We start from the raw sequence: 26,997 nt of genomic DNA on the forward strand, positions 1-26,997 counted from the left end.
AGATTACAAGATCTCAACAAGCTCGTAGAGTCGCTGGCCGCCGGGGGCCTGGACAGTCACTTCGCTTCCCGGAGCCTTGCCGAGGATGGCCTGACCCAGGGGAGACGAAACAGAGACCTTGCCCTTTGCAATGTCCGACTCTTCCTGACCGACCAGCTGATAGGTCACTTCTTCACCGGTGTCAACATTTTCAAGAACAAATCGGCTGGCGAAGACCACCTTGTCCGAGGGAAGGGTTTCGGGATCGATGACATCAGCGTTGGCGACCTTGTACTCCAGATCCATGATACGCCCTTCAATGAAGGACTGACGGTCTTTTGCCGCATCGTACTCGGCATTCTCCGAAAGGTCCCCATGGCTTCGTGCGACCTCGATGGCTTCAATGGTCTTGGGGCGGTCCACCGTCTTCAGCTGGTGGAGTTCCCTTTTCAACGTTTCGTAGCCTTCCTTGGTAATGGGAATGGTCTTCAAAATAGTGCTCCTGGTGTTTCTGTGGGACCCGGGCAAAAGCCCGACCCCGTTACAGTGTCCTTTAAAAACAAAAACCTCTTTCGCCTTTGGGATCCATCGACTGAATCCCCGGCAACGAAAGGGGCTTTGTCTGTTTATCTTTTCAGAAAGGCCCCATCATACATGAAGGAGCCTTGTTCTTACACAAAAAAAGCGCTGGGCGCGGATCAGGCGCGTCCTTCCGCCTGCTTGGCACGCCGGGCCAGCACAATGGTGAGGATGGGCCCGGAAACCACATAACAGAGCGAAATAACAAAAAGTGCCAGATGCGGTTTCTGCGCAATGAAGATGAAAACAAGGATGGCGGAAACCAGCATGTTAAACTTCATCTTCTTAAAGAGCTCGGCTTTTTTAAAGCTCTCGTATTTCACAGAGCTGACCATCAAAAACGACAGGGCGTACATGCCGAGCAGGAAAACAAGGGGAAACTCCGAAGCCGGCACACCAAACTTCGTGCAGAACATCACGGCCGTGGCGTTCATGCCCGCGGCAGCCGGAATGGGAAGCCCCAGAAAATGGTTGCTGGGCGTTGCCTCGGCCATGGTGTTGAACCGCGCAAGGCGCAGGGCCCCGCAGATGGTAAAAAGAAAAGCTGCAAGCCAGCCGATGCGTCCCATGGGTTTCAAGATCCAGAGAGACCTGCCAGGCGCCAGCCCAAAGGAGACCAGGTCCGCCAGGGAGTCAAACTCAATGCCAAACTGGCTGGTGGTGTTGGTGGCGCGGGCAATCTTGCCGTCCAGTGAGTCAAAAACCACCGCAATCAAAATGGCAATGGCCGCGAACTCAAAGCGTCCCTCCAGAGCGGAGACAATGCAGAGGAACCCGAAGAACAGGTTCATGGATGTAAACGCGTTGGGCAGCAGATAGATTCCTTTTTTCAGCCGTTCTTTTCGTGCATCTTTCATGAGAGTACCCCCATAACCGTTGTGCCGGCCTGAACTTTATCGCCGATGGCCACACGGCAGGCAAAGTCGGTGGGCAGGTAAAGATCGAGGCGAGAGCCAAAGCAGATCATGCCGTAGCGTCGGCCCCGTGTAACGCGGTCCCCTTCGTTTACGCCGCAGATAATGCGCCGGGCCACAAGCCCTGCAATCTGGACGGTGGCAAAGGTCACCCCCTGGTCCGTTTCAATCACCAGGGCATTGCGCTCGTTGTGCTCGGAGGCTTTGTCCAGGCTGGCGTTGAAAAACTTACCGGGGTGGTAATGAATGGCCTTGACCGTGCCGTCAAAGGGGACCCTGTTGACATGCACGTTGAACACATTCATGAAAATGCTGATCTTAAAGCATTTCCCCTCGACATACGGGTTCTCGTCCACAACCTCTGCAAAAATCACCTTGCCGTCCGCAGGGGACGAGAGGTAGCCCTCCCCCACTTCCACGGCCCGGTCCGGGTCCCTGAAGAAGTAGCAGACAAACAGGGTGATGAAAAAAGAGATCAGGGCGAGAGTGTGGAAATGAATCCCTGCAAGGAAAAGAGTGGAAACACAGGCCACCACAATAAAGGGTATGCCGGGTTTTGCAACTTGAAATGCTTTCAGACTCGGTGTTTCAGGCCAGGTAAAACGATCCATTCGCGGTTCCAGTATTCATATGGTTGAAACGCCTCCGCCCACCGTCTCACCCTGGTGCAGACACGCACCCGGGGACAGCCGACGCAAGACATCAATATCATCGTTGCTTATGCACGATTCCTGTTGGCGTGGTGCATCTGATGAGGTTGGTAAGACTCACAGCCGCCATCCGTGCCATGGCAACAGATGGGAATCAAACGTTGTTTGCGGGGCGTCCACGCCCCGCAATCTCGGCATTTTTAAATGCCTCCTTCTGTATTGAGGAGTATCAGATCACCCATGCCTTGTCAAACGAAAGCCCCTAACCGTGCCCCTCTGAAGCATTTCGAAGCTCCAGGGCGATCTCGGCGTCCGACTTTCTCAGGTACAGAGGCGTCAGGGCAGCCGCGTCCTTTCCCTCCCCCCTTTCAAGGGCTTCCAGGGCAAGGGCCGCCACAACGGAAGGGCGGATAGTATCATACTCTGGAGCAAAAAAAACCTTTTCTTTCAAGGCGTTCTTAAAAAGATCCCCGTAGGCAGACGCACCGGTCCCGACACAGAGGACCTCACCGGTGAGCCGCTCCGAAAAGTCTTCCGGCCGAACAGCCTCGGGGGAAGAGACCTCGGTCACACCGCCTGTCCCGTCCGGCCGGTAGAGGGCCGCATACACCTCGCCCTTGCGGGCGTCGATCATGGAGGCAATGGGTTTTCCGGCCAGGGCCGCCCCCCGGGCCAGGGCCTCCAGGGTGCTGACCCCCACAACGGGCTTGCCCGCCACCTCGGCCAGTCCCTTGACCACACTCATGCCGATGCGCAGCCCGGTAAAACTGCCGGGCCCCACAGTGACAGCAAAGCCGTCCAGGTCTCCCAGGGCCAGACCGGAACGGGAAAGGGTCTCATCCACCATGCCCAGCAGGTGGCGGGAATGGGTCTGGCGGCTTGTAAAGAGGCTCTCGGACAGAAGCCCCTCCCCGTCGGTGACGGCCACGCCGCACGACAGGGTGGAGGTATCCACGGCAAGGAGTCGCATCATGCCGCCTCCTCTTTAGCCTTGCGCTTGCCTTTGGCCTTGGTCTTGCCTTTGGCGGCGGCAGCCTCCTCCTTCTTAAGACGGGCAGCGTCCTCAGCCAGGGTGTCGAACCCCTCAATGGCGATCTTGAGCACATCGTCCAGGTGCCTGACGGGCACAAAGGAGATCCGCTTTTTCACACTCTGGGGAATCTCCGCCAGGTCCTTGGCGTTCTTTACCGGAAACAGAACGGTCTTGATCCCGCCCCGCAAGGCCCCCAGGGCCTTTTCCTTCAGCCCGCCGATGGGCAGGACCCGCCCGCGCAGGGAGATCTCGCCGGTCATGGCCACATCACTGCTCACCGGCCGGTCCACCACAGCGGAGAACAGGGAGGTGGCAATGGCAATGCCCGCCGAAGGCCCGTCCTTGGGGGTGGCCCCGTCCGGCACGTGGATGTGGATATCCAGGTCATCAAAGCTGTCCTTGAACCCCAAGCCTGCAAGGGCATGGCGCGTATAGCTCATGGCCGCCTTCACAGACTCCTGCATCACCTCGCCCAGCTGGCCGGTGACAATGAGTTCCCCCTTGCCGGGAATGATGGAGGTTTCCACATAGAGAACCTCCCCGCCCACCTGGGTCCAGGCGAGGCCGGTGGAAAGGCCCACCTGGCTCTCTTCCTTGTCCAGCTCCGAAAGATACTTCGGGGGACCAAGGTACTTTTCCAGGTTGGCGCGGCTGACACGCTGCCCGCCCTTGGCGCCTTCGGCGACCTTGCGGGCGATCTTGCGGCAGACAGAACCCAGCTCGCGTTCCAGGCTTCGCACCCCTGCCTCCAGGGTGTAGTGCTGAATGACGTCGTCCAGGGCCCCTGCGCTCAGCTGCAGGTGACGCTTTTTCAGGCCGTTCTCCTTGACCTGTCGGGGCAGCAGGTAGTTATCGGCAATGACCCGCTTCTCTTCATGGCTGTACCCGGAGAGATAGATCACCTCCATGCGGTCCAGCAGGGCCGACGGAATGGTGTCCAGCTGGTTGGCCGTAAGAATAAACATCACCTTGGACAGGTCAAAGGCGATGTTCAGGTAATGGTCGCTGAACTCGTTGTTCTGCTCGGGATCCAGGGCCTCCAGGAGCGCCGACGAGGGGTCCCCCTTGTAATCGGAACCCAGCTTGTCCACCTCGTCCATCATAAAGACGGGGTTGTTGGAGCCGCACTGCTTCAGCCCCTGGATGATCCGGCCGGGCAAGGCCCCGATGTAGGTCCGCCTGTGGCCGCGGATCTCTGCTTCGTCTCGGATGCCGCCCAGGGAGATGCGCACAAACTCCCGTTTCATGGCCGCTGCAATGGCTTTGCCCAGGGAGGTCTTGCCCACCCCGGGAGGGCCCACAAAGCAAAGGATGGACCCCTTCACATTGGGGTTAAGCTTTCGAACGCTTAAAAATTCAAGGATGCGCTCCTTGACTTTTTCCAGTCCATAGTGCTCTTCGTCCAGCACCTTGGCCGCGCGCTTGATGTTGAGGTGGTCTTTGGTGCTGACGCTCCAGGGGAGTTCCACCATCCAATCCAGGTAGGTCCGGATCACCGAGGCTTCCGACGAATCGGAGTGCATCTGCTCCAGACGCTTGAGCTGCTTCAGGGCCTCTTTTTCCGCTGCCGGAGACATGCCGGCCTTGGCAATGTTCTCCTTGTACTCGGTGAGTTCTGCGATCCTGTCGTCCTGCTCGCCGAGCTCACGGTTGATGGCCCTCACCTGCTCCCGCAGGTAAAAATCACGCTGGGTCTTGGAGATCTCGTCCCGCACATCGGTCTGGATCTTGACCTGCACCGCGGACAGTTCCACCTCCCGGCTGAGGTACCCGTAGACCTTCTTCAGCCGCTCCATGGGATCCTGGCATTCGAGGACCTGCTGGGCCTCGTCCACCCGCAGCCGCAGGTTGGAAGCCACAAGGTCGGCCAGCTTGCCCGGAGAGTCGATGCTCTCCAGCACCGCGGACACCTCCGTGCTGAACTCCCCTTTGAGGGTCAGGATCTTTTCGCTCTGCTCGCGGACATTGCGCATAAGGGCCTCGGCGGTGAGATCCATCTCCGGAGAGGCTTCCTCCTCAATCTGCTCGAGGCGCACCTTGAAAAACGGCGATTCGTCCACGTATTCCACGACCCGTCCCTTGGCCATGCCCTGGACCAGGGCCTTGATCTTGCCGTCGGGCAGCTTCACCATGCGAAGGACCTTGCCCACGGTGCCCACGGTGAAGATCTCTTCGGTCTTCGGTTCTTCGTCCGCCGGATCCTTCTGGGCCGCAAGGAAAATGAAGCGATCCCCTTCCAGGGCATGCTCCACGGCGCGCACCGACCTGTCCCTGCCGATGAACAGGGGCAGGAGCATGTCATTGAAGATCACCACATCCCGAACAGGCATCAAGGGAAGAATTTCAGGGATTTCGTTATCGGGAACCTCTTCTTCGATGAGGTTGATCAGATCGTCTTTGTCGGTAACAGCCATTCCAACTCCTGCATATGATGCGATGGCCCCGCAGCCCGGGAAAGGGTCCCGGCTCCCCGGCGGAGAAAAACCGACCGGGAAGACGTCAAAGGCGCAGGCGAGATGTCTAAAAATCGACGATTTTTTGACGCCATCATGATTTTTTGAACGCAAACATCATCCCCCGGGCAGCGCGCCGTGTTGCCACAACGCCCGAAACGGCCTCCAGACAAGGTTTTTCCGGGGAATAGGGAGAGCTACGGAGTAATTATAAGACACATTTCCCCATTTACAATATCATTCTTGATTTTTTTGGCCACGGCTTCTATTTTACCCGGGTATGAGGCCGACGACCCAAGGCGGCCGACGGGCCAGCCGCCCACGACATCCACCCGATGAAGCAGGAAAAATTCATGATCCCCTTATTCGTTAGCCTGGCCGCCCTCTGTTACGGCCTCTGCGTGGGCAGCTTTCTCAATGTCTGTATCTACAGGGTGCCCCTCTCCCGCTCCATTGTCAGGCCGGGTTCTGCCTGCCCCTCCTGCGGTACGGCCATCCGCTGGTACGACAACATCCCCGTGGTGAGCTACCTTATATTAATGGGGCGATGCCGAGCCTGCAAACACCGCGTCTCCCTCCGCTACCCGGCCATCGAGGCCCGCCGCCTCATGGCCCTTGTCGCCCTGTATACCTTCGGGCCCACCCTGAGCGCCCTGGCCCATTTTCTGTTTTACTGCGTGCTCATCACCCTCACTTTCATCGACATCGATCATCGCATCATCCCCGATGTGATCTCCCTGCCGGGAATTCCCATTTTCTTCCTGCTCTCCTTTGCCGTCCCCACCCTCTCCTGGCAGGATGCCGCACTGGGAATCCTTGCCGGAGGCGGCAGCCTCTGGCTCATTGCCTGGGGATATGAACGGGCCACGGGCAAAGCGGGCATGGGCGGCGGCGACATCAAGCTGCTGGGGATGATGGGTGCATTCATCGGCTGGGAAGGTGTGTTGTTCACCGTCTTCTTCTCCTCCCTCACCGGCAGTGTCATCGGGCTCTCCATCATGCTCGTCCAGAGGGGCAACATGAAAATGGCCATCCCCTACGGCCCCTTCCTGGCCGCCGGGGGCGTGGCCTACACCCTCTTCGGCGCGCGCCTTATCAGCTGGTACTTCGGCCTCATGGGCTGACCTGGATATTTCGTCCGACAGCACCTCCCGACGGGGCAGCCGCCCCGTCGTTATTCCCCACATCCAAGACGCCCCTGGCACCCTCTCCCCCTTCTCTGGTAAACTATCGGAAACACACCATCATGTCTCCGAAACCCCCATATGGAGGTTGCCATGCCTACCCAAAAAAACCAGGGTTCGTCCCATCCCATTCTTTCAAGCCTTTCCCCCCTTGTCTCCCCAAAGGGAAAAGTGGTCAACGCCCGCGAAGCAGCCGAGGTGATCCAGAGTGGGGACACCATCGGATTCGGCGGGTTTGTGGGCATCGGGTTTCCCGAAGAGTTCGCCGTGACCCTGGAAGAGCGCTTCACACGGACGGGTACCCCGTCAGAGCTTACCCTCGTCTACGCCGCAGGCATGGGGGACGGCGCCTCCAAAGGCCTCAACCACCTGGGCCACAAGGGAATGCTCAAACGGGTCATCGGCGGGCACTGGGGACTGGTCCCCGCCCTCCAGGCCCTGGCCGTGGCCGATGAGATCGAAGCGTACAACCTCCCCCAGGGCGTGCTCTGCCACCTCTACAGGGACATTGCCGCAGGCCGCCCCGTCACCCTCAGCCGGGTGGGTTTAAACACCTTTGTGGACCCGCGCATCGACGGCGGGAAAATCAACCGCTGCACCCACGAGGACCTGGTCACCTCCATGGAGATCCACGGGGAACGTTACCTCGCCTACAAAACCTTCCCCATTGATGTGGCTGTCATCCGGGGCACCACCGCCGACACCCTGGGCAACATCACCATGGAAAAAGAGGCCCTGGTCCTGGAGAGCCTCGCCCTGGCCATGGCTGCCAAGAACTCCGGCGGCGTGGTCATCGCCCAGGTGGAGCGCATCGCCGAAAAGCGTACCCTCCCCCCAAAGGCTGTCAAAGTGCCCGGCATCATGGTGGACAGCGTCTTTGTCTCCAAGCCGGAATACCATCACCAGACCTTTGCCGAGGCCTACAACCCCGCATACAGCGGCGAAGTCCGCATCCCCCTGCAGCACATGCCGCCCATGGACCTGACCCCGCGCAAGATCATCGCCCGCCGGGCCGCCATGGAGCTGCGCGTCAACTGTGTGACGAACCTGGGTATCGGCATGCCCGAGGGCATCGCCTCCGTGGCCCATGAAGAGGGCATCCTCGACTACATCACCCTCACGGCAGAGCCAGGCCTCATCGGCGGGGTCCCGGCCGGGGGCCTGAGCTTCGGCGCAGGCACCAACCCCGACGCCGTCATCGACCAACCCGCCCAGTTCGACTTCTACGACGGAGGCGGCCTGGACATCGCCTTCCTTGGCCTGGCCCAGGCCGACAGCCACGGCAACCTCAACGTGAGCCGGTTCGGTCCCCGTATCGCCGGGGCCGGAGGGTTCATCAACATCAGCCAGAACGCACGCCGGGTGGTCTTCACCGGTACCTTCACGGCCAAGGGCCTCTCGGTTGGCATCGCCGACGGCGCCCTGGAGATTCTCCGGGAAGGGTCCGTTCAGAAATTCATGGCCGATGTGGAACAGGTGACCTTCAGCGGGGACTACGCGCGGCAGCGCAACCAGCCGGTCCTCTTTGTGACGGAGCGATGCGTCTTTGCCCTCACGGACCAGGGGATGACCCTCACAGAGGTGGCCCCCGGCATCGACCTTGCGAAAGACATCCTTGCCCACATGGCCTTCGAACCTGCCATGCCCTTCCCACCGGCCCCCATGGACAGCCGGATTTTCCGCACCGACCCCATGGGCCTCAAGGACGACCTCCTGGCCGTCAAACTCAGCGACAGGCTCACCTACAACGAAGAGTCCAATCTCTTCTTTGTCAATTTCGAAGGGCTGGTGGTGGATTCACCGGAGATGATCGAGGAGATACAGGAAGCGGTGGAATCCAAACTCAAGACAATAGACAGGCAGGTCTTTGCCGTGGTCAACTACGACCATTTCCAGATCCACCCCGAACTCATGGAGCCCTATACCGCCATGGTCAAACACATTGTCGCCACCTATTATTCAGGGGTCACCCGATACACAACCAGCACCTTCCTGAAAATGAAGCTCAAAGACGCCCTGTCCAAGCGGGGAGTGGCCCCCCACATCTATGAAACAGGGGCCGAAGCCGTCAAGGTCCTGCTGAAATAGACCGCCTGCAGAATCCTTGGAGGGTAACCAAACCGCTTTGAAGGCCTGAACACCCTTTCAAAACGGCCTCTCTTCGCGTATTATCCCGAGAAATACGGGCCCGATCAACGGTCCCTACAAGACCTTCCCCTTGAAATCCTGGATGAGCGACGGTTTCTCAAACCCGCGCCATCGCGGTTGAAAGAGGAAAATTTACTCATTGCTAAAGCGCTGTATTTATTAGACTTATCAACAAAAACCCTTCAATGTTTCCATACCTCCCACCCTGTTTACTCATCTGCCGGAAGTGTGCCCCCAACACGGGTTATTCATCATTGTCAAACCTTAAAGAGCCCATATATCAAGTCTTTTGGGCTTTTTTTTTTGACATCCAACTCAATTATTGCTTGACACTTAGAAACCAAATAAGTACGGTGATCTTCAAAAAAGGCCGCCAATATTGGACTTCGCCTTACCAGATAGGATACTCACTGCATGTCGTATCCTGATTTCCCGATATACACTGCATTACTGAATAACATCATAAGCAAGCCGTTGTTTAAAACCCCTTACAAAAAGGAGATTCAAGGATGAACAAAGGTGATCTCGTCAACGAAGTTGCAAAAGTTGTCAGCTCCAAAAAAGAAGCTCAGGCAGCCGTAGACTGTGTCCTTTCCACCATCACCGATGCCCTCACCGGTAACGACGCCGTGACCCTCGTTGGCTTCGGCACCTTCAAGGCCGTTGAAAGAAAAGCCCGCAAAGGCCGCAATCCCCAGACCGGTCAGGAGATCAGCATCGACGCACGCAAGGTTCCCAAGTTTGTACCTGGCAAGGCTCTGAAAGACGCTTTGAAGTAGGCGGACGACTGTTTTTTCCGTGTCCGTCTGTCTACACTACCAGGCGGACACACTTTTTTTCGCCGTTTTACCTCCCCCCTGAATTCGCCGTTTCGCAATCAGTCATTTTCCCGCCGTACAAAATACACAACCTTCCGTTATTGTAGTCCATCCCCTTCATATTACTGAATTCGCAAACCTGTCTGTTCCCCTGCAGCCCCAACAGGGTTTGTCTATGGCTTTGATTTTTGCCCGGCCTTGTGGTAGATGAATCCCATGTTCCTGCGGCTTGAGCCGCGCCCAAAAGAAACAGGATAACAGAAGGAATTTCCCGTTGGCCACAGCACCCGTTGACGACTCTGTCCTTAGACCCGGAACCGGTATTGATCTTGTCATAGACCTGCACAGCCTGAGCCCCGTCTCCTATGCCTCGGTCATCTTTGAAGCGGACCCGGCCTCCAGGCGACTCACCGTGGCAGCCACTGGGGCATCCTGGGCCTCCGAAGATGCGGCAAGCAGGCAGCTCCACGTGAGCACCATGGTCCGAATGGACTCCGGAGAAAAGAAACGCATCGGGTTCCCCTGCAAAATCCTCAAGACGCTCCCCGGCTACCGGCTGGCCAACGGAAACACCACCCAGGCCCTCGCCTTGAGCTACGACCCCACCCCGGAAGATGTCAACGTCCGCTCCGCCTTTCGATACATCCCCACCGCCACCCACGAGGTGCTGGGCAAACTTGTCGTCGGCAGCCATGATTTTTTCTCAGGAAAGCAGTTCCGCATCTGCAATATATCCACCACCGGGGTCGGCCTGATCATCCCCCGCCTTCTGGGCAAAGGAAAAAACCCCCTTGCCGGACTTGAAGCGGGCCATGTGGGCCGGTTGGGCATCGTGCTCCGGGACCACAGCCAAAAAAAAGAGCAGCTCCATACCATGGACACTGCCCTCTCGGTGGTCCGGGTGAACCGCCGATTCAATGAACTCTCCCTGTTTGCCGGATGCCGCTTCACCCGCCTGAAGAGCGCGGATGAAGAGGTGCTGAGTCACTTCATCCACAACGCCCAACTCCACGAAATCCGCAGCCTCACCCATACCTGACCCAAAGGATCACTCCAGGGCGCGCCGGATGGCGCCGGCAATCTCCTGCGTGATGCCGGGCAGGGCCGCCAGCTCGTCTTGAGACGCGGCCTTCATGGCCGTAATCCCCCCGAAATGTTTGAGGAGCATGGTCTTCCTCTTCTTCCCCACCCCGGGCACATGGTCCAGTTTCGAAGAAACCGACCGCTTGCCGCGCACACGACGCTGAAAGGTGATGGCAAACCGGTGCACTTCGTCCCGCATGCGCTGAAGGAAGAGGAGCAGGTCGGGCTGCATCCCCATGTTCACGGGGTTGGAACGCCCGGGAAGATAAATTTTGTCCTGGGTCTCACCGGCCTCCTCGCGCATCTTGGCAATGCCGATCACCGTAAAAGCCCCCAGAAGCCCCAGCTCCTCCAGGACCCGAGTCGCCACATTGAGCTGCCCTTTTCCGCCGTCCACCATCAAAAGATCCGGCAGGGGCTCCCGTTTCACAGGGTCCCCGAAGCGCCGGGTGAGCACCTCGGCCATGGAGGCGTAGTCGTCGTACCGCGTATCGGCCTTGATGCGGAATGTTCGGTAGTCGCTCTTCTTGGGCCGCCCGTTTTCAAACACCACCATCCCCGAAACCGGGTCATTGCCCGCCGTGTTGGAGTTGTCGTAGGACTCGATGCGCTCGGGAAGCCGGTCCATGCCCAGGCGTTTCATGAGGTTCTCTAAAACCTTGCGGTCCGCGTCCGCCCCGGACATGATCTCCTCCAGGCGTTTTTCTCCGTTTTTGCGGGCCATGGCCATGAGCTTTGCCTTTTCCCCCCGGGAGGGAAACAGAAGCTGCACGCGGCGTCCGGCGGTCTCCCGCAGATGGTCGGATACGGTCTCAACCCCGTCAAAACGATGGGAAACCAGCACCTCGGAAGGGGCCGCGTGCTTTTCGTAGTACTGGCAGATAAAATTCTCCGCCACCTCTTCGGGCCCGGCCATGGTCTCCAGGAGATGAACGCTCCGGCTCCCCAGGAGCACACCGCCGCGCACCTGCATCAGCGTGATGCAGACCGCAGGCCCGTGCATGCAGACATCCACCACGTCCCTGTCCCCCATGTCCGTAGCCACCACCACCTGCTTTTCAAGGGTCTTCTCCACGGCAAAGAGGCGATCCCTCAACTCGGCCGCCTCTTCAAAGCGCTCCTCGGTGGCGCACCGAACCATCTCTGCCCTCAGGCTCTCCACCAGCTCCGGGGTGCGCCCTTTAAGAAACAGGATGACCTGAGAGACCATCTCCATGTAGGCCTCGCGGGAAACATCCAGGCAGCACGGGGCCAGGCAGAGACCCATCTGGTGATTGAGACAGGGCCGAGACCTGCTCTTGAGGGTACTGTTGGTGCATTTTCTCAGCTTAAAGTGACGGTTGATGAACTTCACCGTGGCGTGCACGGCCGAAGACGAGGTGTAGGGGCCGAAATAGAGAGCCCCGTCCTTTTCAATACGGCGTACGATGGCCAGGCCCGGCCACTCCTCGTTGGGGTCTATCCGCAGGGAGGGATAGCGCTTATCGTCCTTGAGGATAATGTTGTAACGGGGCTTGTGGCGGGTAATGAGGCTGCTCTCCAGAATAAGCGCCTCTTTTTCCGTGGCCGTCACCACGGTATCCAGGGAGACCACCTTGCGGACCAGGGCCGCAGTCTTGGGGTCTGTGTGTGTGCGGTTAAAGTAGCTGGAGACCCGCTTCTTCAGATTCTTGGCCTTGCCCACATAGATGACGGTCCCCTTTTCGTCTTTGAACCGGTACACCCCCGGGTCCGTCACAAGGCAGTTCAACTGCTCGGCCAGGGCCTCCGGAATCATGATTCCCTGGTTCACGACGCCTCCCCTATCCGCTTCCTGATCTCCTGAATCTGGTCCCGCAGGCGAGCGGCCTTTTCAAACTCCAGGTTCCGGGCCGCCTCCTGCATGGAGGCCTCCAGAGTCTCCAGGAGGGCGCCGTCGTCCATGGACTCAGCCCCGTACTCGGCCACCTCTTCCATCACCGCGTCATCCGCGGTTTCGTCGTCAAAATGGTAAAGCTCCCCGAAGCTGCTCTGAATCTCCCGGGAGATGGTGGCCGGAACAATGCCGTGCTTTTCGTTGTACGCCATCTGGATGGCCCGTCGACGCTTGGTCTCGTCCATGGCGTACTGCATGGAGCCGGTGATGTTATCCCCATAGAGAATCACCTTGCCGTTGGCGTTTCGCGCGGCCCTGCCGCAGGTCTGTACCAGGGACCGCTCCGACCGGAGGAAGCCCTCTTTATCGGCGTCCAGAACCGCCACCAGGGAGACCTCCGGGATATCAAGGCCCTCCCGCAGGAGGTTGATACCCACCAGCACGTCGAACTTGCCCAGGCGCAGATCCCGGACAATCTCGATGCGCTCCATGGTCTTGACGTCCGAGTGCATGTAGCGCACCCGTACCCCAAGATCGGTGAGGTAGTCGGTGAGGTCCTCGGCCATGCGCTTGGTCAGGGTGGTGACCAGCACCCGCTCCCGAGCCGCCAGGCGTTTTCGGATCTCTTCGTAGAGATCGTCCACCTGATTCTCGGCGGGCTTCACCACGATTTCGGGATCCACCAGACCCGTGGGGCGGACGATCTGCTCCACCACCATGCCGTCTGCAGCCTCCATCTCGTACTCCGCAGGGGTGGCGGAGACAAAAATGGCCTGCCCGCGCTTGTTTTCGAACTCCTCGAACTTCAGGGGCCGGTTGTCCAGGGCCGAGGGCAGGCGAAAGCCGTAGCCCACCAGGGTCTCCTTGCGTGAGCGGTCCCCCTTGTACATGGCCCGCACCTGCGGAAGGGCGATGTGGCTCTCGTCCACCAGCAGGAGAAAATCGTCGGGGAAATAGTCCAGGAGGGTGGGCGGCGCCTCCCCTGCATTGCGCCCGGAAAGATACCGGGAGTAGTTCTCGATGCCGTTGCAGTAACCGATCTCCCGAAGCATCTCAAGATCCAGGCGGGTCCGTTCGTCGATGCGCTGGGCCTCAATGAGCTTGTTAAGCCGATGGAAGTGCTCCACACGGTCCTTGAGCTCCACCTCCACATTGCTGAGCATCTTCTTGAGGGTGCTCTTGCGGGTAACGTAGTGACTGGCCGGATAGATGACGGTGCGCTTGAGCTTTCGCAGGGTCTTGCCCGTGAGGGGGTCGAACTCGGCCAGGGTGTCGACCTCGTCCCCGAAAAATTCAACCCGCACGGCCACCTTCTCCTCGTAGGCCGGGAAAATCTCCACCCGGTCCCCCCGCACACGGAAGGAGCCCCGGTGAAAATCGATGTCGCTGCGTTCGTACTGGATGGAGACAAGATCCGTGAGCAGAGACTCCCGGCTCCGCTCATCCCCGGTGGAGAGCTCCACCCTCAGGGCCAGGTAGTCCTCCGGCGCCCCGAGTCCGTAGATACAGGAGACACTGGCCACCACGATGACATCCCGTCGCGACAGGACGTTGCGGGTTGCCGAATGGCGCATCTTGTCGATGAGCTCGTTGATGGCCGAGTCTTTCTGGATGTAGGTGTCGCTGCTGGGAATGTACGCTTCCGGCTGGTAGTAGTCGTAATAGCTAACAAAGTACTCCACGGCGTTGTCCGGAAAAAGCTCCCGGAACTCGCTGTAGAGCTGGGCCGCCAGGATCTTGTTGGGGGCCAGCACCAGGGTGGGACGCTGGGTCTGCTCCACCACGTGGGCCATGGTGAAGGTCTTGCCCGACCCCGTCACCCCCAGAAGGACCTGATTGGCGGTTCCCTTGTTCAGCTCCTTTACCAGGCGGCGGATCGCCTTGGGCTGATCGCCCTGGGGGGTGAATGACGATACAATTTTAAATGGTTCCATGGCGATAAACCTGCCTGTCTGCGGGGAGTCCCGATATACACAAAAAAAAGCGGTCCGTATGCCGGGCCGCTTTTTTTTATCGATTGATGGTCCCGGAAGGGGTGAACAGCGCCGTGGCCTAGTCCATCATCTTCCAGGTGGTGCCGCCGGGGCCGTCTTCAATGGCGACCCCCATGGCGGTCAATTCTTCGCGGATCTCATCGGCCCGCTGAAAGTTTTTGGCCTTGCGCACCTCGGCCCGTTCCTGAATCAGGGCCTCCACGCGGCTTGCGTCCACTCCGGATTTGTCCTTCTTGGCCTCAAAGTACTCATACGGATTCTCGTTGAGTATCCCGAGGATGTTGGCCATCTTGAACAAGTCCACCATGTGCCCGTCGATCTCGATCTTGGACTCAAAGGCGTTCTCATCGGTCATCTCGTCGATGGTGCGGTTCGTGGCGCGAAGGGCTTCGAACAGGGCCGCCATACCGCGAGCCGTGTTGAAGTCGTCTTCCATGCCTTCGCAGAACTCACGGAAGAGGTCCCCGAACTTGTTGTTGAACGACTGGAGCCGCAGGATGCTCAGGTTACCGAACTCATCGGAGATGCGACGCAGCAGGGTGTAGAGCTTGTCGAGGTTGCCTGCGGCCTCTTTCATGGCCTGCTCGTTGTAATCGATGGGGCTGCGGTAGTGGTTGGAGAGCAGGAAGAGACGCACCGCCTCAGGATGATAGTTCTTGAGGACATCCTTGATCATGGTGGTGTTGCCCAGGGACTTGGACATCTTCTCGGCGTTGATGTTCACAAAGCCGTTGTGCATCCAGTACTTCACAAAAGGGGCGTCGAAAGCCGCCTCGGACTGGGCGATCTCGTTTTCGTGGTGGGGAAAGATCAGGTCTTTGCCGCCGCCGTGGATATCGATGGTCTCCCCGAGAAGACGGGAGCTCATGGCCGAGCACTCAATGTGCCAGCCGGGCCGTCCCATGCCCCAGGGGCTTTCCCAGGCGGGCTCACCCGGTTTCTGGGCCTTCCACAGGGCAAAGTCAAAGGGGTTCTCCTTGCGGTCGTCCACCTCGATACGGGCCCCGGCCTCCATGTCCTCCAGTTTCCGGCCGGAGAGCTTGCCGTAGCCGTCAAAGGAGGTGACGCGGAAGTAGACGTCTCCGTCCACGGGGTAGGCCTTGCCCTTGTCGATGAGTCGCGTAATCAGGGCGATGATGTCGTCAATGTGCTCGGTGGCCAGGGGGGCAAGATCCGGACGCTTGACGTGCAGGGCGTCCATGTCCCGATGGAACTCGTCCATGTACTTCTCGGCCACGGCCTTGGCCGTTACCCCAAGCTGCTCGGCACGGTTGATGATCTTGTCGTCGATATCGGTGAAGTTTCGAGCATAGGTCACATCCAGGCCCAGGCCTTTGAGGTAGCGGTACACCACGTCGAAGAAGATCACGGATCGGGCATGGCCGATATGGCTGGAGTCGTAGACCGTAGGCCCACAGACGTACATCTTGACCTCGCCCTCTTCGATGGGTTGAAACTCTTCTTTCTGTCCGGACAATGTGTTGTAAATGCGAAGCGCCATGCTCAGTTCACCGTCTCTTCTCTGTCGTTATCATTCGGGCACGCTGTGTGCCGCCTTATGTATCCGCTGCAGGGCCGTTGTGCCGCCCTCAACGCTCAAGCCCCGTCACCGGGGCCCTCTTCTGTAAAAGTCAGTTTAGATAATCATCACGATTGCCGCCCCTGTCAAGGCATCAGAGGGGCGACCAAAGGATAAATCTGCAATGAATCGCTGTGGGCCACACCCAGGGCAGGCACGGATTCAGCTCTCCACTTTTTGTATGAGGGCCGCGCAAAGAGCCGCCATGCCCTCCCCGCGCCCCACAGGCCCCAGCCCCTCGGTGGTGGTGGCCTTGATGTTTACCGCGTCCGGGTCCAGGCAGAGGACCTCTGCGATATTCTCCCGCATGGCCGCCTTGTAGGGGGAAATTTTCGGCCTTTCCGCCATGAGGGTGGCATCGATGTTCACCACCTCATACCCCTTCTCCCCCAACAGAGCCGTGCAGTGGGCCAGCAGCACCAGGCTGCTGATCCCCTTGAAACGGGGGTCGCTGTCCGGGAAATGCTCCCCGATATCCCCCAGGCCCGCCGCGCCCAACAGGGCGTCACACACCGCGTGGAGAAGCACATCGGCATCGGAGTGCCCCAGGAGCCCTTTCTCATAAGGCACGGTCACCCCACCCAGAACAAGTTCACGCCCTTCCACCAGGCGATGAACATCATACCCTTTTCCTATTCGTATCACGTTTTGCCTCCACCGCCAGGGGATGAGCCAGGTTGCAAATGCTTCCAAGGCCTGTTTGTCAAACTTTTTTAAAAGTTTGGCCCCCGGCAGGGCCGCCGAAGGCGTTTTTTCCCGGCTCTTATTTGTTCATCTTGGCCCAGGCGTCACGCAGGGTGGCGGTGCGGTTGAACACCGGCTTTTCAGGGGTGCTGTCCACGGGATCGAGGTTAAAGTACCCGGTGCGTTCAAACTGAAAGAAGGCCCCGTTGTCGTTCTTCTCTCACTCCCTCTTGGTCCCACTTTGCAGTCTGCAAGAACGGTAAGGGAATCGGGGTTAAGGTTATCCAGAAAGGAGTCCCCTTCTTTTTCCGGGTTTTCCACCTTGAAGAGGCGATCGTAGAGCCGGACCTCGGCGTTGACGGCGTGGCGGGCGGAGACCCAGTGAATGGTGCCCTTGACCTTGCGGTTGTCAGGGGTGGAGCCCCCTTTGGACTCGGGGTCGTAGGTGCAGAGGAGTTCCACCACCTCGCCGGCATCATTCTTCACCACGTCGGTACAGGTGAGGTAGTAGGCGCTTCGGAGGCGCACCTCACGGCCGGGTCCCAGGCGGAAGAACTTCTTGGGGGGCTCTTCCATGAAATCGTTCTGCTCGATGTAGAGTTCCCTGCAGAAGGGCACCTTGCGCGTGCCCATCTCCGGTTTCTGGGGATGGTTCATGACGTCCATCTCCTCCACCAGGTCTTCGGGGTAGTTGGTGACGGTGACCTTGAGGGGCGCCAGTACACCCATGACCCGGGGTGCCTTTTCGTTCAGATCCTCACGGACGCAGTCTTCCAGGATGGTGTAGTCAATGCGGCTCTCCTTTTTGGAGATACCGATGCGGCGGCAGAAGTTGCGCAGGGCCTCGGGGGTATAGCCGCGCCTGCGGATCCCGCTGATGGTGGGCATGCGCGGATCGTCCCACCCGCTGACATGGCCCTGGTCCACCAACTGAAGGAGCTTTCGCTTGCTGAGGACCGTGTAGCTGATGTTGAGCCGGGAGAACTCGATCTGCTGGGGATGGCTCGGGGTCTTGAGGGTCTCCAGCACCCAGTCGTATAAGGGGCGGTGGTCGGCAAACTCCAGGGTACATAGGGAGTGGGTGATGCCCTCCATGGCGTCGGAGAGGCAGTGGGTAAAATCGTACATGGGGTAGATGCACCAGGCATCGCCGGTGCGGTGGTGATCGGCCTTGCGGATTCGGTAGATGGCCGGGTCCCGCATGTTCATGTTGGGAGAGGCCATATCAATCTTGGCTCGGAGGATATGGGTGCCCTCCTCGAAATCACCCCGTTTCATGCCCTCCAAAAGGGCCAGGTTCTCTTCCACGCTGCGGTCCCGGTAGGGGCTGTTCTTGCCCGGCTCGGTGAGGGTGCCGCGGTACTCACGAATCTCTTCGGCGGTGAGGCTGTCCACATAGGCCTTGCCCATCTTGACCAGCTCCACGGCGTAGGCGTAGAGGGCCTCAAAGTAATCGGAGGCGTACCGGGGCTCACCGTTCCAGGAGAAGCCCAGCCAGGAGACGTCTGCCTTGATGGCGTCGATGTACTCCACGTCCTCTTTTTCCGGGTTGGTGTCGTCGAAACGCAGGTTGCAGACAGCCCCCTCGTACTCCTCGGCAATGCCGAAGTTGAGGCAGAGGGACTTGGCGTGTCCTATATGAAGGTAGCCGTTGGGCTCGGGCGGGAAACGGGTCACCACGCCTTCGTGTTTCCCGGAAGCCAGGTCTTCGTTAATGATGTTTCGAATAAAATCAACCGGTTTGTTTTCGGTCTCGCTCATGTACGGCAGCTCCCTCTTGGCTCACACCCGTTGTTGTGTGATGGTGTCGTCTGAAGTTATGAAACGCAGGAAACGGGCCCTTCCTGCGTAAAGGTGGCCCTGTTCCCTGCGGCGGTCTTCTGCTCAAAATCGATATTTTTATCACAACCCCCGTGCCAACACAAAAGGAATCACCGGTGGTCGCAGGGGCAACGCATGTAAAAAATCAGTTGCCTCCGGCGGGTCGCTTTTTGAAAAAAGCTCCGCAAAAACGTTCCGGTAATCAAGGCGCTTATCTCAAGCCCCGCAGGGGCTGGAGATAAGCGCCTTTATAAATTAAAAAAGAAGAGGGGCTATGCTCTGTAGTAACGCATCTTCAAAAAACAAAACCTGTTTGTCAAACCCAAGGCATCTAAATTGGCAAACGTTTGGCCCCCGGCAGGGCCGCCGGAGGCAAAAATCTAAATGCGTTAACCCTGCCGGTGGTCGGCCAGGAACTCGACCACGGCCCGGTAGACCTTTTCGCTCCCCTCATGGAGAAGAATCCCATGTCGGGAAAAATTGAAAAGCCGGTACTCCTTGTCTTCGGAGGCGATGCGATCAAAAATCTTCCGGCTTCCCTTGGGGCTCACCACAGGATCCCGGGCCGACTGCACGATGAGGGCGGGCATGGTGATCTCTTCGAGCTTGGGTGCCAGCTGGTCCATGAGGCGATCGATCTCCCGAATCCCGGAAACGGGGTTGCGCGCGTAGTTGATGTGGGGGTTCTCCGGCCGGTTCTCAATGAACTCCTTGCGCACCCGATCGATGCGCAAGCGCTTCATGAGAGCATTCCAGGTGTCCACCGCCGGCACGAACCGGCTGGAATAGTCTTGGAGTTTCATGGGCGGGGCCACGGCAAAGACCCCTTTCACCCCGTCGGCTCCGGCAATGCGGGTCACAAGGTCCAGGGCCAGCCCCGCGCCCATGGAAAAGCCCCCCACAAACAGGGTATCGCACATGTTCTTCAGCAGGGCGTACCCCTCCTCCACCGAGACCACCCAGTTCAGGTAGCGCTGCTCGGCAAGGTCCTCGGGGGCGGTGCCGTGACCCTGGAGCCGCGGCATGTAAACCCAGTAGCCATGGCGCTGGAGTTCGTCGGCAAGGCCCCTGACTTCTGCCGGGGCCGCCATGTATCCATGGACGAGAAGGACACCCCGCCTCTCCTCGTCCCCCTTGAGGAGACAGGGACTCCCGATCTCAGCGGGCTTGGTCTCCCCATCGATGAAAAAAGCCTCGCGGTCTTTGGTGAAGTCATTGATCCCCTTCTCCATCAACAGCCCGAAAATCCGCCTCCGCACCTGGGCAGCGGGCTCCCGGGCCACCTGGTCCACAAAGGCGGTGAAATCCGTCAGGGGCTCCACCTCGTTGGCCATCACCATCAAGGGATTCTGGATGCGCAGGGTATGGAACTGCCCTTCGTCCCCCAACAGCTCGGTGTTGCGGATGATGTCCCCCTCTTCGCTTCGCCTCACCACCCCCTTGGCCTCGGCCACCTCCATGATGTTGGAAAATTTTTCGTACCGGTCGTCGGTGAGCAGGTGGCTCTGGGAATCCTCCAGGCTGGAGTGGATGTAGATCCCGATCTGCTTGCGAAGCCAGTCGCTCACCACAAAGGCCCGGGTCTTCAAATCCATGGGGTCGATGTAATCGCTTCTGTGGCGCATCATCAGCAGGGCGAAAATGTGGTCGTGGTTCACCGTGGTCATGCTGTAGATGGCCCTCATGTAGGCCTTCATCAAGGTACGCGAGGCTTCCCGGAGCACGTCCCTGGAGTTGATGGGGTCGTCGAAGTTGATGGGGTCGGTGGTGGCGATGTCCCAGGCCACCACCGGATTCTTGAGATAGGGCCGCACCTTGATGGGCTTGCCGAACCGGACATCCACGTCCACCCCGTCCAGGAGCATGCTCCCCTCGGTCATGAGCTCTTCCAGGGTACGGGTGGAGGGATTGTCCAGCAGGGAACCGGTGATGCGGCTGATGATGGACTCCCGGGCCCGCAAGGGGTAGTAGGTAATGTTCACCGGCACGATGGAGGTGGCCTGGTCCAACCTGGCCTCGGACGCCTCCATGCCAAACATCGCCAGCAGGCGCAGATACTCTTCCGGCTTCTTCTCCTGCATCACCTTCAGGCGCTCCCTGTAAAACTCCGTGCGCAGGCCCAGGGTGGCCGCACCGGTTCGGGGCGGATGAGGGCCTCCCTCGGCGCGAATCACGAACTCCCCGTTTTCGTAAATTTTCTTGGTCTTGACCATGCGCCCTTCCGGAAAAATCACCCAGTTGGCCTCACCGGTAAGCAGGGTCTTCACCATGAGCCTGTCCCGGTCCGGGTCCCGCGTGGAAACCGCCCCGGCCTCGCTGATGAAGTCCCCCACGAACCCCTTGAACAGGGCGGAATCGGCCAGGGACCACACAGCACTGCGGTTTCCGAAGGTGCAGGGGAAGGAAAATGGTTTCAATGCGGGTGAAATGGTTCACGGCAAAGATGACGGACCCGTCGGGGATGTTTTCCTCACCGTACAGGTTCACCCGGGCGCGGGCCATGTCATAGATGGCCTTGATGGCCAGTCCGGTGGAATGAAAGGCAAATCGGTTCATGATCAGTCTCTCCGAAAAACAGGATGTGTCAGCGTGAAGGGTGAGAAACAGATCCCGTGAGGGGATACGGACACGAACATTAAACAGGGTTTGGTTTCAAAAGTCCATACCCATTGACAATTCCTGCAATAGGCAAATCCATTTGCATGGTTGCATAGTGCAGCAGGCCGTCTGACCGGCACGGGACACATGGGCGGAAAAGAGCAGCCCGAGTCCCCTCCCTGCCTTTTCCTCCTCCGTCCCCTCCGGAATGGTCCCCTTTGTGACCCGTTGGCCCTGATGACATCCCGGCGCCACCTTATATAAAACCAAATACGGGCATGCCCGCCCGAACCATTGCCTTATGAGCCAGCCGTCCAACAAATTACTCGGATTTTCATCGGTCTTTGCATCGGCCGTCTGCTTCTACCTCGCCACCGCCGCCCTCAGATGGGCAAGACTCAGCGGGGTAACCATCGATTCGGCCAACTTCGTCTTCGGACGCTTTTTCCTGGGGTTCGTCATGGTCGGCGTCCTCCTCGTCATGAAAAAACGGCCGCCTAAGCCTGTAAACTGGCACTATCTCATCGGCAGGACCCTGGCCAACACCATGGCCGTCTACTGTTTTTTCAAGGCCGTGGACCTCACCAGCGTAGCCGAGGGCAATATCCTCAACATGACCTATCCTCTGTTTGTGGCCCTGGTGAGCTGGTTTACCCTGAAGGATGAGCGCAACTACGCATCCATCTGCGTGGTCCTCATTGCTTTTGCCGGGGTGGTGATGATCCTCGTGCCGGACATGGTCCACAGCGGCCTCTTCTCCCACTTCAATATCAACTCCCTCTGGGGACTGGGATCGGGCATCAGCGCGTCGGTGGCCATCATCTACCTCAACCTCTCGCGGCGGGTCCACTCCACGGAGACCACCCTCTTTTTCATGTTCGCCCTGGGGTGTGTCATCATCTTTCTTCTCTTCCGGGACCGCATTGTCTGGCCCGGCGGCAAAGCCCTCTTCTTTGTGGGGCTCTGTTCGGTGGTGAGCGTCATGGGGCAGGTCTTCATCACCTTTGGGTTCCGGTTTGTCACCGCCGTGGAAGGAAGCATCATCTCGTCTTCCCGCATCCTTCTGGCCGCACTCCTGGGCCCTGTCATCGCCGCCGAACCCGCCCTCACCCTCGTCGGGTGGCTCGGAGCCTTCTACCTCCGGGCGTGCGCTACCTGGCCATGGCCCCGAAAAAGGCCACGCCGACCGCCAGGGGGTGATGAGACGCCTTTTCTCACCCCCCATGCCATCACCGGGTGAATATCCGCAGAGGTCCTCCTCAATTCGGATACGTCACCCGGTGGCCCAGTTAGGTATATAAGAAAAAAGACCCACCGCTTAGAAAGCCTTTCCCCCCTCCCCTTTTAACGAGGAAAAAGTTCCCTTAACACTCCACACAAAAGCGTCTTGGTTTCGCTTAATAAGACACCCGTAAAAAGCGTGCCGTTACTTGCGATAGCACTTGACATTTAATTTCGGGTAAAATAACATCGTTTACGCATACTAACATCTCCCTCAGTTGAGTTATTTTGAGACATTGCCCATGGCGGATCCGGTTTTGAGTCGCGCCGACACAAAACGTTGTTTATGTGCCTTACTTCAGGTCACACACCGGTACCTATGTCACTCAAAGGAGACGAAAACATGAGACGATGCCTGCTTTTCCTTCCCCTCGTTCTTTCGATGCTGATTGCTTCCCCAGCCCTCGCCCTGGATCTGGATATAAGCGGCAGCCTCCAGTTCGAAGGCGTTAACAACGAAAACGCCACCCTTCAGAAGAGCGACTCCACCGACAGCTTCAGGGAAATGCGGCTTCGTGTCCTCACCGAGGCCCAGATCACCGACAACATCAAGATCATCACCCGCTTCGACGCCCTCGACAAGGTTCTCAGCTCCAGGGACTCCGCCTTTGACAACAACGAAGACGACGACAACTTTGACTTCGACCGAGCCTACGCGGAAATCATCACCCCCATCGGCCTCCTCTCCATCGGTCGCATGCAGGGTGTGGTCTGGGGCACCAGCTGGTCCGACGACGAGACCGACACCGACCGCATCAAGCTCGTCACCCCCATCCCCATCGGCGAAAACAAACTCTACATCGGGGCCGTGGCCGAAAAGGTCACGGAAAACGCCAAAAACGACCACATCACCAATGACGACAACGACAAGTACTACATCGGTGCCACCTACAAGACCAAAAGGTACAGCACAGGCCTGCTCACCGCCTTTTACAACTTTCACCTCTTTCAGGACCCCTACCAGGCCAAGCTGAGCACCGACCTTGAGAATGCCGGGGGAGCCGAGCAGGCCACGGCAGACAAGGCTCAGTTCGACAGCCTTGTCGCACAAGCCCAAAGCTTCGGGGTCGATGCAGCTACTTACCAAGCCCTTGCCACCGCAGCTGCAACCGATGGTAATGGTACATTGGCCGCAACATACGGTACCTTGGCTGCAAATGCACTTGCGCAAGCGGGAAGTACTGGTCAGCAAGCCGCGCCATTCGCGGCCTCATCGGAGGCCCTGCAAGCAGCTGCCGCCCTCCAGGCCCTGCCCCGCGGCGCCACAACCGAAGCCAAGGTCTTTCTCCTGGCCCCCTACTTCGACGGCAAATTCGGGCCCCTGGGCATCACCACGGAGCTGGATTACATCTTCGGCGAGGCAGAATACGACGCCAACAGCTACCACCGGGACGTGGAAGGCTACGCCTGGTTCGGTGAACTTCGCTACGACATTGCGGACTTCACCCTCCAGGCCGGGTACGCCATCACCACCGGCGACGCCGACTACACCGACGCCAGCTACATCAACATGGGCTACGTGGCCCCGGGCTCGGACTGGGCCAAGGCATTTATCCTCACCAGTGACGAGCACGGCATGAACACCACCCTGGGCGACGGCCTGGGCAACCTCATCGGCGACGGCTTCGGCACCGCTTACACCGCGGTTCTGGACGGCTACCGCATGATGTACGCCGGGGTCAACTACACCTGCTTTGACAACACCGTAAACTTGGGCGCCCTCATCGCCAGCTCCAAGGCCGACGACACCCCGGGCACCGTCGACGACGACCACGGCATCGAATACGACCTGACTTTCAGCTGGAACATCATGGACAACCTCGTCTACAGCGGTGTAGCAGCCTTCCTCCAGGCAGGGGATTACTGGGAAGATCGCAGCGGCGGCACCGCCACAGAAGACACCTACGCCCTGTACCACAAACTGGAGTTCTTCTTCTAGCTTCCCCCTCCCTGCAAGAGGCCGCCTCCTCGGCTACCCAATCCGGCCTTGACCAGTGGAATGGGGCCGGGATATCCCTCCCCGGGATCTCCCGGCCTTTTTTGGTGTGGTGGCTGGCGAAGGGAAAGCCCTGTACAACAAACCACCAACCGCATCGGATTTGATGGGCGGTGCGCAAGGGCACCCTACCCCATATCCCCGACACCGATATTCACGCGTCGCACCGTAGGGTCTCGCCCCGCGTACCATGGTCCCGGGGAATCTACACCCTTCTCCCTAGTTTATACGATGCAAAAAGCCACCAACCTCATCGGCTTTGGTGAGCGGTGCGGCGCTTCGGCGGTGCGCAAGTGCACCCTACCTCATATTCCCGAATGTTCCCCTCCCCCGGACAGGCAAAAGGAATGGATGTTCTATTTTTGAAATCCGGTGGTCATCCCTCGGCCCTCCATGGTATAGTGCGCAACCTATGGTGCAGGGCGCGCTGGATGATCAATGGACGACTTACCGGACGTTGATCTGCCACGCGGACAGAGAGCTATTCTGCTGATTTTTCAAGGGGGAAGGGTTTTGAAGAAACGCCAAACAGACAAACGCTTTATCCAGGCCAACAAAGAGGCGGCCATTGCCGTTGCCTTGAGCTTGGCCTATTTTATCTGGTGGTATGCCACCGCTTACGGATTCGGGGACAAGCCCGTCTCCGAGTATACCTATGTCCTGGGACTCCCGGCCTGGTTTTTCTACAGCTGCGTGGCGGGTTTTCTCATGTTTGCCTTGCTGGCCGCCCTGATGGTGCGGTTCCTGTTCCGGGAGGTCTCCCTGGAAAAAACCGACACGCCCAAAGGGGGTGAGGCATGATGCAACCCGCCCTCATCGTCCCCCTTGCGGTCTATCTGATCCTGGTCTATCTCCTGGCCGCCTACGCCAACCGGATTCTCTCCAAGAGCGGCAACTTCCTGGAGGAATACTTTATCGGCAGTCGCCAGATGGGCGGCTTTGTCCTGGCCATGACCCTGGTGGCCACCTACACCAGTGCCAGCAGCTTTGTGGGAGGCCCCGGTGTCGCCTATAAAATGGGCCGGGACTTGGGCACCTGGCCATTCTCAGCTGCCTGCGGCCTGGCTCTCCCTGTCGGTGCTGGGAAAAAAATACGCCATCATCGCACGGCGCATCAACGCGGTCACCATCAACGACATCCTGCGCGCCCGCTACGACAACCAGTGGGTGGTAATCTTCGGATCCCTGGCCCTGGTGATCTTCTTCATCGCAGCCATGGTGGCCCAGTTCGTGGGCGGCGCCCGCCTCTTTGAGGGCATGACCGGCCTCTCCTACAACACCGGCCTCGTCATCTTCGCCTCCACCGTGGTTCTCTACACCACCATCGGCGGGTTCCGGGCCGTGGCCCTCACCGACGCCGTCCAGGGCGTGGTGATGCTCGTGGGCACCACAGCCCTGCTCGCAGGAGTCATCAAGGCAGGCGGCGGGATCCCCAACCTGGTGGCCTCTCTCCAGGCCGTGGACCCGGCCCTTATCACCCCGGCAGGCCCCAACGGCTTCTTGAGCAAACCCTTTATCCTCTCCTTCTGGGTACTGGTCTGCTTCGGGGTCATCGGCATCCCCCACACGGCCGTTCGCTGTTTCGGCTACAAGGACAGCCGCGCCATGCACCGTGCCATCATCGTGGGCACCTTTGTCCTGGGCTTTCTCATGCTCGGCATGCACCTGTGCGGGGCCTTCGGCAGGGTCATCGTGCCCGGCCTCACCGCAGGGGACAAGATCATGCCTGCCCTCACCCTCAAGGTTCTGCCCCCGGTCTTTGCAGGTATCTTTCTGGCAGGCCCCCTGGCCGCCATCATGAGCACCATCGACTCCCAGCTCATCCTCGCCTCGGCCACCATCGTCAAGGACCTCTACATCACCTACGTTAAAAAAGAGGTCCCGGGAACAGACGACGCAGACGAGTCCGGACGCCCCATGGTGAAACGCCTCAGCGTCTACACCACGGCAATTCTGGGACTCATTGTCTTCGGCGCATCCTTCAACCCGCCGGACCTCATCGTCTGGCTCAACCTCTTTGCCTTCGGAGGGCTCCAGGCCGCTTTTCTCTGGCCCCTGGTCCTCGGCCTCTACTGGAAACGGGCCAATGCCGAAGGCGCTTTGGCTTCCATGGTCGTGGGCGTGGCCTCCTACTTCATCTTTGCCGTCTACATAAAACGGGTGGCAGGCATGCACGTCATTGTCCCGGTCCTGGCCATCACCCTGGGCGTCTTTGTCCTTGTGAGCCTCCTCAACCCCAAACCGGGCAAAGCCACCCTGGATCTCTTCTGGGGAACCGGTGACTGACAAGCTCACTAAACAAAAACACCCCGCAAGAGCGCTCTTGCGGGGTGTTTTTTTCAGTCGAA

18 protein-coding genes and 1 pseudogene are annotated in these 26,997 nt (G+C 58.9%); 8 read left to right on the top strand and 11 right to left on the bottom strand.

Features of this window, described 5'->3' with window-relative positions; translation table 11 throughout:
- Positions 1-3 precede the first annotated feature (3 nt).
- The 5 genes from greA to lon form a co-directional block, all read right to left on the bottom strand.
- Positions 4-471 (bottom strand): transcription elongation factor GreA, encoded by a 468-nt coding sequence (gene greA, locus ACOYW1_RS12230; protein ID WP_180144880.1) that lies wholly within the window; start codon positions 469-471, stop codon positions 4-6.
- A 206-nt stretch (positions 472-677) separates the two neighbouring features.
- Positions 678-1,415: a CDP-diacylglycerol--serine O-phosphatidyltransferase gene (gene pssA, locus ACOYW1_RS12235; RefSeq protein WP_482423017.1), complete on the bottom strand. Its 738-nt coding sequence runs from the start codon at positions 1,413-1,415 to the stop codon at positions 678-680.
- The gene (locus ACOYW1_RS12240) at positions 1,412-2,083 is read right to left on the bottom strand and encodes a phosphatidylserine decarboxylase family protein (protein WP_180144874.1); all 672 of its coding nucleotides are present in this window, start codon (positions 2,081-2,083) and stop codon (positions 1,412-1,414) included. Before ACOYW1_RS12240 ends, pssA begins: the two co-directional genes overlap by 4 nt.
- 301 nt (positions 2,084-2,384) lie before the next feature.
- Positions 2,385-3,095 carry a tRNA (adenosine(37)-N6)-threonylcarbamoyltransferase complex dimerization subunit type 1 TsaB gene (gene tsaB / locus ACOYW1_RS12245; RefSeq protein ID WP_482423018.1) on the bottom strand — a complete coding sequence of 237 codons (711 nt, stop codon included), beginning with the start codon at positions 3,093-3,095 and terminating at the stop codon, positions 2,385-2,387.
- Positions 3,092-5,569, bottom strand: a complete 2,478-nt coding sequence (lon, locus tag ACOYW1_RS12250) for an endopeptidase La (protein ID WP_482416240.1) — start codon at positions 5,567-5,569, stop codon at positions 3,092-3,094. The genes tsaB and lon overlap by 4 nt, the downstream gene beginning before the upstream one ends.
- 392 nt (positions 5,570-5,961) lie before the next feature.
- Here lon and ACOYW1_RS12255 point away from each other — a divergent pair, with 392 nt between their 5' ends.
- The 4 genes from ACOYW1_RS12255 (at position 5,962) to ACOYW1_RS12270 (ending at position 10,797) form a co-directional block, all read left to right on the top strand.
- The gene (locus tag ACOYW1_RS12255; RefSeq protein WP_482423019.1) at positions 5,962-6,732 is read left to right on the top strand and encodes a prepilin peptidase; all 771 of its coding nucleotides are present in this window, start codon (positions 5,962-5,964) and stop codon (positions 6,730-6,732) included.
- Between the two features lie 153 nt (positions 6,733-6,885).
- Positions 6,886-8,880 (top strand): acyl CoA:acetate/3-ketoacid CoA transferase, encoded by a 1,995-nt coding sequence (locus ACOYW1_RS12260; RefSeq protein WP_482423020.1) that lies wholly within the window; start codon positions 6,886-6,888, stop codon positions 8,878-8,880.
- A 569-nt stretch (positions 8,881-9,449) separates the two neighbouring features.
- Positions 9,450-9,719, top strand: a complete 270-nt coding sequence (locus tag ACOYW1_RS12265; RefSeq protein ID WP_092211056.1) for an HU family DNA-binding protein — start codon at positions 9,450-9,452, stop codon at positions 9,717-9,719.
- Between the two features lie 313 nt (positions 9,720-10,032).
- Positions 10,033-10,797: a PilZ domain-containing protein gene (locus tag ACOYW1_RS12270; RefSeq protein ID WP_482423021.1), complete on the top strand. Its 765-nt coding sequence runs from the start codon at positions 10,033-10,035 to the stop codon at positions 10,795-10,797.
- 9 nt (positions 10,798-10,806) lie between these two features.
- Here the strand turns inward: ACOYW1_RS12270 and uvrC are convergent, their stop codons facing one another.
- The 6 genes from uvrC to ACOYW1_RS12300 all read right to left on the bottom strand — a co-directional run bounded on the left by uvrC (position 10,807) and on the right by ACOYW1_RS12300 (position 21,146).
- Positions 10,807-12,633 carry an excinuclease ABC subunit UvrC gene (gene uvrC, locus ACOYW1_RS12275; RefSeq protein WP_482423022.1) on the bottom strand — a complete coding sequence of 609 codons (1,827 nt, stop codon included), beginning with the start codon at positions 12,631-12,633 and terminating at the stop codon, positions 10,807-10,809.
- Positions 12,630-14,630, bottom strand: a complete 2,001-nt coding sequence (uvrB, locus tag ACOYW1_RS12280; RefSeq protein ID WP_482423023.1) for an excinuclease ABC subunit UvrB — start codon at positions 14,628-14,630, stop codon at positions 12,630-12,632. Before uvrB ends, uvrC begins: the two co-directional genes overlap by 4 nt.
- A gap of 118 nt (positions 14,631-14,748) precedes the next feature.
- Positions 14,749-16,191, bottom strand: coding sequence for a cysteine--tRNA ligase (gene cysS / locus ACOYW1_RS12285; protein ID WP_482423024.1), 1,443 nt, complete (start codon positions 16,189-16,191; stop codon positions 14,749-14,751).
- 240 nt (positions 16,192-16,431) lie between these two features.
- Positions 16,432-16,911, bottom strand: coding sequence for a 2-C-methyl-D-erythritol 2,4-cyclodiphosphate synthase (gene ispF / locus ACOYW1_RS12290; RefSeq protein WP_482418860.1), 480 nt, complete (start codon positions 16,909-16,911; stop codon positions 16,432-16,434).
- 129 nt (positions 16,912-17,040) lie between these two features.
- Positions 17,041-18,714, bottom strand: coding sequence for a glutamine--tRNA ligase/YqeY domain fusion protein (locus ACOYW1_RS12295; RefSeq protein ID WP_482423025.1), 1,674 nt, complete (start codon positions 18,712-18,714; stop codon positions 17,041-17,043).
- Positions 18,715-19,163: 449 nt separating this feature from the next.
- Complete coding sequence (locus ACOYW1_RS12300; RefSeq protein WP_482423026.1) at positions 19,164-21,146, bottom strand: alpha/beta hydrolase; 1,983 nt, start codon at positions 21,144-21,146, stop codon at positions 19,164-19,166.
- A 527-nt stretch (positions 21,147-21,673) separates the two neighbouring features.
- On the opposite strand from ACOYW1_RS12300, the gene ACOYW1_RS12305 reads away from it, so the two are divergent.
- From ACOYW1_RS12305 to panF, 4 genes and pseudogenes are all read left to right on the top strand, one after another.
- The gene (locus ACOYW1_RS12305; protein WP_482423027.1) at positions 21,674-22,612 is read left to right on the top strand and encodes a DMT family transporter; all 939 of its coding nucleotides are present in this window, start codon (positions 21,674-21,676) and stop codon (positions 22,610-22,612) included.
- 384 nt (positions 22,613-22,996) lie between these two features.
- Positions 22,997-24,592 (top strand): hypothetical protein, encoded by a 1,596-nt coding sequence (locus ACOYW1_RS12310; RefSeq protein WP_482423028.1) that lies wholly within the window; start codon positions 22,997-22,999, stop codon positions 24,590-24,592.
- 570 nt (positions 24,593-25,162) lie between these two features.
- Positions 25,163-25,450 carry a YhdT family protein gene (locus ACOYW1_RS12315; RefSeq protein WP_482416228.1) on the top strand — a complete coding sequence of 96 codons (288 nt, stop codon included), beginning with the start codon at positions 25,163-25,165 and terminating at the stop codon, positions 25,448-25,450.
- A 149-nt stretch (positions 25,451-25,599) separates the two neighbouring features.
- Positions 25,600-26,935 (top strand): annotated as a pseudogene (gene panF, locus ACOYW1_RS12320) (sodium/pantothenate symporter).
- Positions 26,936-26,997: the final 62 nt, after the last annotated feature.

Source organism: Desulfoluna sp. CYM3A, from assembly GCF_056829965.1.